Here is a 6,964-nt window from a genome sequence, read left to right as displayed (position 1 = left end):
AGCCGATCAGATATTAGTTGCCACCGGCAGGCAGGGAAATACAGAGAACCTGAATCTTAAATCTAATGGAATTGACACCAAAGGACGAAATTACATTCCCGTTGATGAAACCATGCGAACCAATACACCCAACATCTTTGCCGCCGGCGATATACTGGGCGAACGGCAGTTCGTGTACACTGCGGCCTATGAAGGAAAAATCGCAGCTGAAAATGCGATGAGAGCCAGTCATGGAAAAGCCGATTTTTCAGTCTTACCGTGGGTTATTTTCACTGATCCACAAGTGGCCGGTGTGGGCATGGATGAACAACAAGCCGAAGAAGAGGGAGTCAACTATCAGGCAACGAAACTTACGCTGGACAATGTAACCAGATCTATTGCCGCAAGAGATACCCGCGGATATATCAAATTAATCCGAAACAAAGACAATGACCGTTTGATTGGAGCCCGTATTTTGGCACCCGAAGGCTCTGAACTATTAATGGAACTGGCTCTGGCTATTCGACACGGGGTTTCCATTCAGTCACTCAAGTCAGAATTTCATCCCTATCTGACTCTTTCTGAAGGAATTAAGCTTGCGGCTCTCACTTTCGACAAAGACGTGAAGAAATTGAGCTGCTGTGCGGTTTGACAGTGTGTTAACAACCATTTGACTCAATCAAAGGTGAAGTTCCTTCATCTAATTACACTTCTATAGTGCTATGGCTGAAGTTGTAAGGTTTCAGAATCTCGTGAATTCTCTTATTCACATCATCCGGATTATAAAGGTTCCTGGCTTCTAATTTATTTAAGAATCCCGACTTATTTTTGAGAAGATTTTCAAAAATAACTGGAAATCCCGATTTGAATTCCTGCAATTTTTGCCGCTGGATTACCCAAAATATCTTGTTGCTGCATATATCGGTAGTTCAAGCGCAGCACGGTTTGAGCAGAAGGCCTGAAGCTCACACCTGGAACAATGGCCCACAAATCATCTGAAATATTTGCTCCTGTTTCTCGGAATGTTCCCACATTCCAGTCCACATATTCCAGCCTGACAGCCAGGTTTAGTACCGCATTCTCAAAACCAGCCAACGGCTGCCTGAAAACCGGCTGCACGATATCCACAAATCCGCCTTGCTGCCGGTCTCCGAATTGCTGCCCGTAAGTTTCCGGAACATCAACCATCACCCAAGCCCATTCGCCGGTTATATAGGTACTTGTTTTTTCCAGGGAGGTATTAAAATCTATGGCAAAAACATCCAACCGCCTTTCTTCATCCAGAATCAGTCCGTCATCTTCAAAGGTATTGTAAACCCCTCCCATATAAGAAAGGCCAATTTCCCCGATGTTCTGATTTTTCACAGCGAGTTTTCCTGTAATTAAAGGTTGCCCATTGTTGCTTTCTTCAAAACGTTCGAAATTTTCTTTGGCTGCGGGGAGAAAGGTTTTGTTTTCCCCGTTTGCGATAATGCTGTTATCAAATCCGTTGGTGAGATAAACCTCGTAGCCAAAGGCCCAATCGTTAACATATCGCTTTCCGTAGAGGCCAAAACCCACGTTGCTCCAGGTAGCAGGCAGCATTTCGGTCATGGCAATGGGCCGGTCAACAAACTCCCATTTAGGGCCATCATGATTTTGGTTAAAAGCCCCAATAGGATTCATAATAATCCCCCCACGAAAATTAAGCATCGGGAAAAAATTGATATCCAATGCCGCAAACTCAATGGCAATCTCGTTACCACCTTCTTCAAATTCAATTTCTGAAAGAAACTTGACTTTTGGATGAATGGTAGAGCCTACAAAAAGTGTAAACCGAGGAACGCGGAAGGTATGGCCTTCGGTAATCCCGTCTTCTCCTATATATTGGTAATCGGCCTCTATATAGCCACCGACAGAGACAGGCGATGTTCCCGCCTGGAAAAACGGGCGCTCATAAACGGCATCCATGTTCATTGTATCTTCCGCCAATGTATCGCGCGGGGTATCTTTGAACAGGGTACTATCAACCTGTGCGTTGGCGTTGATTGTACTGAATAGAATTAAAAAAAGTAGTATTATTTTTTTCATAAGGGCTAAAAATATTTTTTAAAGATGTACTTATCCCATATCGATTTTTAATACAGTACCTTCAACCTGTACAGGAAAAGTTCGAAGCGGAGCTTCTGCCGGACCATTCTGCACTTCTCCGTTTTGGGTAAATTCACTTCCGTGGGCGGGACACTGAAGCCGGTCGCCATATACTTGCAGTTCAGTACCCTTGTGGGTGCATTTCATAAGCAAAGCTCGGTATTCCGTTTCAGAAAATCTGAAGATGGATACCGGGTATTTAAGTCGGTTATTATAGGCCACAATATATTTCCTGAATTTATTTTCTTCCTTGTTTTCATATTCAAACGAAGACAGGGGAACAAGTAAATACTCATCTTCAAATTGAGCATTCAGATATTTTGGACCTGAGCAGCCTTCCAGGAAAAATGCTGCCCCCACAAGGCCAAGGCAACTATAACTGCAGGTTTTTATAAATTCTTTTCGTTCCATAGTGTTTGGTTAAAGAGATTCCAAAAACATGATTAGTGCTTCTTTTTCTTCAGGGGAGAGCAATTGAAATTGATCACGGCTGTTTTGAGCCTCCCCACCATGCATCAAAATTGCCTCTTCAATACTTTCAGCCCGGCCATCATGCATCAGGAAGTACTTTCCACCTTGTGAATCGGGTGACAACCCCAATCCCCATAAGGGAGGGGTCCTCCATTCGTATGTTTCCGCTGAACCTTCCGTAGCTCCGTCATCCAATTCAGGCCCCATATCGTGTAGCAATAGATCGGTATATGGATAAAATGTTTTGTTTGAAAGTGCGGTAATGTCTGTTTCCGGAGTGGTCCATTGCGGGGTATGACACGAACTGCATTGGATAGTAGTGAATATCCCTTTTCCTTTTAAAACAAGGGGATTTTGTGGCTTACGCTGGATGGGAGCCTTTAACGTCTTCAGGTAAAAAACTACATCTCTTACCACTTGATCCGATACTTCCGGATCTGTCGTCAAACCCGAGTAAACATCCAGAGGTTCGAAGGTAGAGGTGACCCCAATATCCTGGTTATAAGCTGTAGCGGTTTGGTGCAACAAATTAACAGCTGATGCCTTCTTACCAAACCGGCCAATATACTTGCCATTTTCTGGCTGATAATGATCTTCTGGGATGAAGTAATCCGGTGGAGTAACATAGTTGGGAACACCTGAAATTCCATCTCCGTCTTCATCATTGGGGTCGGTATTTTCTAGAATTTGTTGATCTGTCAGTGCGGCCAACAAGCCCAGCCCGGTAACGGCCGGAGGCGTCATTTTCATACTTGGGACCCCTTCAGGTAATTTTTCCGGCTGATATCCGGGAATAGCCCGGTTTTGAAGTTGTGGTGCACCAGGCGCATTAATCGGTGAATTAGGCTCAGTTTGTCCAAATCGGATAAGTGATGTTGATGGATGCCCTTTTCCATCGCCAGGGTGGCAACTCCCACACGAAGTGGCCACAAAAGTAGGCCCTAAGCCCGTTTGGGGTGTAAAAACATCATCATTAAAGGCAATGTCCCCTTTAAGAAATTGATCTTGTTCTTCGTGAGTCAATCCGGGTATGGGGCCATCCAGTAAATCTTTTTCAGCCGGGGCTTCTGGTACAACTGTATCACAGCCGATCATTAGCAGAAGGAAACAGGTGTACAATACTGGTATCCAAATACGATATTTCATGATGTTTAATAATCAAAATTATTTATTAGCCTTGACTAAAAATATAATTTGTCTTGGTTAAAAACAATGTTCAATTAATACTACCATACTTAGCTGATGCGAATTTTTTATGATAAATAAAACAGTAAGATCCGTAAGAAAAGAGAAATGAATAAACAGTTTGATCCCTTAAGAAGTGGTTAAAGCATCAAATATTGGAATGGTTGCCAAGCATTTTTATACATTAAACAACTAACAGTGTTAAGCCACCCTGTTTTAGAATCTGTAAAAGATAATGCATAGCTTTTGTAATCCCTTAAATACTTATTAAACCAGTCAGCAGTATGATGAAACGATTTATCGCTTATCCAGTACTACTAATCGCCGTAGTATTTGCAACATCATTTTTTACTCTCAACGCAAATCAGGTTAACTCAGATGAAGATCCTCGGGTAATAGCTATGTATATGTATGCCGATTGGTGTGGAGCCTGCCAGGCAATAAAGCCAATAATGGAAGAAGCAAAACCTGAGTTTGAAGGACAACCGGTGCTTTTCGTCAAAATGGATATGACCAATGATTTTACGGCACATCAATCAAAGTTAATGGCAGCCAGGTTAGGACTTTCAGAAATTTTTGAGAAAAATGAAGGCATGACCGGATTTGTCCTGTTGCTTGATGCCAACACCAATGAAGTTCTTGATAAAATCACAACAGATGATGATAAGCAAGGTATCATAACAAAGATTACGAATGCCCTGGAGTAAATATCAGCAACAACACCTGCTATTTTGATAATTTTAGAATTCTTACTGCACCTCGCATCACGAAGCTGAATACAACAGCTCCGATGAGTAAATCCGGCCACCTGCTATCCAGTGCATAAACAAGAATTCCGGCCAAAATTACACCACCATTTACAATAATATCATTGGAGGTAAAAATTGTACTCGCCTGCATGTGTGCTTCTTTGCTTTTCGCTTTATTGATAAGCCATAAGGTAAAAACATTTGCAACAAGAGCCGTTGAAGCAATAATGATCATCCACTGAAAGTCGGGCATTTCACCCACTCCAAGAAACCTCCGCAGTACTTCAAGAAATCCCAGTGATGCCAGACCCATCTGAAGATAGCCGCTAATTTTTGCTACTTTCTTTTTTCTTGCTACCGCTGCTCCAACAGCAAAAAGGCTGAGCGCATATACGGATGAATCTGCCAGCATATCTAGTGAGTCTGCAATCAGCCCCATAGAATTGATAATCCATCCGGCTGTCATTTCAATGATAAAGAAGAGAAAGTTGATCGCTAAAACCCACCATAGAATGTTCTTTTGTTGCTGCTCATCAGAAGCGAAAGGCGACATTTGAGCCTCTTTTGTTGAATTCAATTTAGAACCCAAACTCAGGGAGTCAAGGGCTTTCTCAATCTCATTAAGCCTATTTTCGTGATACACTTCTAATGTACGATTCGGGATATCAAAGTTTAGAGATTTAATATCTTCAAACTCTTCCAACCTCATTCGAATCATTTGCTCTTCGGCTGAGCAGTCCATTTGTGGAATATTAAATGTGGATTTTTTCATGGTTGAATATATGGGATTATTTTCATCTTCAACTTAACTGTGACAAAGAATCACCTGTTCCTTACCCCTCAAAAGGCTCACAGGTTTTAATCCTAAACGCTTTTTGAATATCTGTAACGTAAATGATGCCGTCACCGCGTTCCGGTGTTTTGGCATTGGCGCAGATAAGTTGAACAACGTTATCGGATTCTTTGCATTGACATACCAGCTCTAATTTTACGACTGGACTGTCCGTAAAGTGAAAATCCAGCGATGGGGACGCATCTTTCTGTTTGTATGCTCCGGTACCTTCTCCTTTGGAAAGCGTAACACTTTCATGTCCTGCTTCTTGGAGTGCTGCAACTACATTTTCTACTCTGTTTGGTTTTATAAAGGCTTTTATTTCTTTCATAATATTATGTGTTATGCATTAACCCCGGCAAAGCCATAAAAACATGAATATGGCTTTGCCGGAAAGTTTTTGTTAATCATCGTCGGAAGTCTGGCTTTTCTTCATTTCAGAGATCAGGTAATAGGCATTGTTCCAAGCTACTCGTGCTCCATCCGGCAATGGTTCTAACAACTTCACTTCAACCCAACCATCTTCCTCAATGCCGGTCATAATTTCTACCGGAGTGAAAGACCATTCGGTATTTCCGTTTTCCTCTTGTTGTTCTGCGGTGAATAGGTAGGTTTTACCCTCGTCCTCAACAATGGCATTCTCAGGCAAAGCAAAGGCTTTAGTCTCTGAAGTGTGAATCGTGCCGTTGATATACATCCCGGGAATCAGGAAGTTTTCTTTCTGATCAATTTCGCCGTGCACATGCACTGCCCTAGGATTTTGTTCGAATTGTTTGCCTACAGAGTAAATGGTAGCTGTAAGTATTTGATCCGGTACTGACTGTACAGTAAAAGAGATGGATTGGCCCCTTTTAACTTTGTGCACATCTTTTTCAAAGACCATCAAATCGGCATGAACATGTTCGTTATCCACAATTTCAAACATGATTGTTTGGGGATCAACGTACTGACCGATTTGAATCTGAACCTTTTCGATGTACCCATCAATAGGGCTTACTACCGGCACCGACGAATAAATATCGCCGTCTTGTATTTGTTCAACGTCCAGGTTAAGCTGATTCAGCTGAGCCTCATAACCTTTGACCTCCGCCTTAACTGATTCGTATTCGGCTTTAGTTTGTTGGTAAGTTTGGCCGGAGCCTACCTTTTCATCATATAACCTTGCTTGTCGCTTAAATTCATGATCTAAATACAACATGCGCTGATACAACCGTACGTATTCAGTTTGGACTTTGGTTAAATTAGGATGGGAAAGGAAGGCAATAGTCTGATTTTTTGACACCTGATCTCCCTCAATAACTTCTATGGAACCAATATTACCTCCCAAAACCGCAGTTACGCTTGCCTCATGCTGCGGGGGAACTTCCAGCTGACCATTTGCTTCTACGCTCTCTGAGAGAAAGCGCAGGGACAAAGTATCCAGTTTCATTCCAAGGCTGTTGAACTTCAGTTCCGACAGATGAACCATGTTTTCTTCTGCCTCAGCCACACCGGCAAGTTCTGTTGCTTCTTGTTCTTTTTCATCGCTATTGATCTCGCCGCAGGCTGTAAAAACAGATGCAAGGACAGCCAATAAAATTATATATAAATTAGATTTATTCATTTTTTTGTTGATTTA

General features: G+C 42.2%; 8 protein-coding genes. 2 read left to right on the top strand and 6 right to left on the bottom strand.

Annotated features, from left to right (window positions below; genetic code table 11):
- Positions 1 to 631 (top strand): FAD-dependent oxidoreductase (locus NM125_RS15805; protein ID WP_255135946.1); only part of this gene is annotated, 631 nt, incomplete at its 5' end.
- Positions 632 to 819: 188 nt separating this feature from the next.
- Here the strand turns inward: NM125_RS15805 and NM125_RS15800 are convergent.
- The 3 genes from NM125_RS15800 to NM125_RS15790 are packed head-to-tail and all read right to left on the bottom strand — an operon-like array spanning position 820 to position 3,726.
- Positions 820 to 2,049 carry a hypothetical protein gene (locus NM125_RS15800; RefSeq protein WP_255135945.1) on the bottom strand — a complete coding sequence of 410 codons (1,230 nt, stop codon included), beginning with the start codon at positions 2,047 to 2,049 and terminating at the stop codon, positions 820 to 822.
- Positions 2,050 to 2,079: 30 nt separating this feature from the next.
- The gene (locus NM125_RS15795; RefSeq protein WP_255135944.1) at positions 2,080 to 2,520 is read right to left on the bottom strand and encodes a QcrA and Rieske domain-containing protein; all 441 of its coding nucleotides are present in this window, start codon (positions 2,518 to 2,520) and stop codon (positions 2,080 to 2,082) included.
- A gap of 9 nt (positions 2,521 to 2,529) precedes the next feature.
- On the bottom strand, positions 2,530 to 3,726 hold the full coding sequence (locus NM125_RS15790; protein WP_255135943.1) for a di-heme oxidoredictase family protein: 1,197 nt from the start codon (positions 3,724 to 3,726) through the stop codon (positions 2,530 to 2,532).
- Between the two features lie 323 nt (positions 3,727 to 4,049).
- Between NM125_RS15790 and NM125_RS15785 the strand changes: the two genes are divergently transcribed.
- A complete protein-coding gene (locus NM125_RS15785) occupies positions 4,050 to 4,472 on the top strand; it encodes a thioredoxin domain-containing protein (RefSeq protein WP_255135942.1) in 423 nt (140 codons plus the stop codon).
- Between the two features lie 19 nt (positions 4,473 to 4,491).
- On the opposite strand, the gene NM125_RS15780 is transcribed toward NM125_RS15785, so the two are convergent.
- The 3 genes from NM125_RS15780 to NM125_RS15770 form a co-directional block, all read right to left on the bottom strand.
- Positions 4,492 to 5,286 carry a cation efflux transmembrane domain-containing protein gene (locus tag NM125_RS15780; RefSeq protein WP_255135941.1) on the bottom strand — a complete coding sequence of 265 codons (795 nt, stop codon included), beginning with the start codon at positions 5,284 to 5,286 and terminating at the stop codon, positions 4,492 to 4,494.
- A gap of 61 nt (positions 5,287 to 5,347) precedes the next feature.
- A complete protein-coding gene (locus tag NM125_RS15775) occupies positions 5,348 to 5,677 on the bottom strand; it encodes a P-II family nitrogen regulator (protein ID WP_234573542.1) in 330 nt (109 codons plus the stop codon).
- A gap of 72 nt (positions 5,678 to 5,749) precedes the next feature.
- Positions 5,750 to 6,949, bottom strand: coding sequence for an efflux RND transporter periplasmic adaptor subunit (locus NM125_RS15770; RefSeq protein WP_103664465.1), 1,200 nt, complete (start codon positions 6,947 to 6,949; stop codon positions 5,750 to 5,752).
- Positions 6,950 to 6,964: the final 15 nt, after the last annotated feature.

Source organism: Gracilimonas sediminicola (assembly GCF_024320785.1).
GTDB classification, from domain to species: Bacteria; Bacteroidota; Rhodothermia; order Balneolales; family Balneolaceae; genus Gracilimonas; species Gracilimonas sediminicola.
The sequence above is the reverse complement of the archived record's forward strand: the minus strand, read 5'-3'. Positions and strand labels throughout refer to the sequence as shown.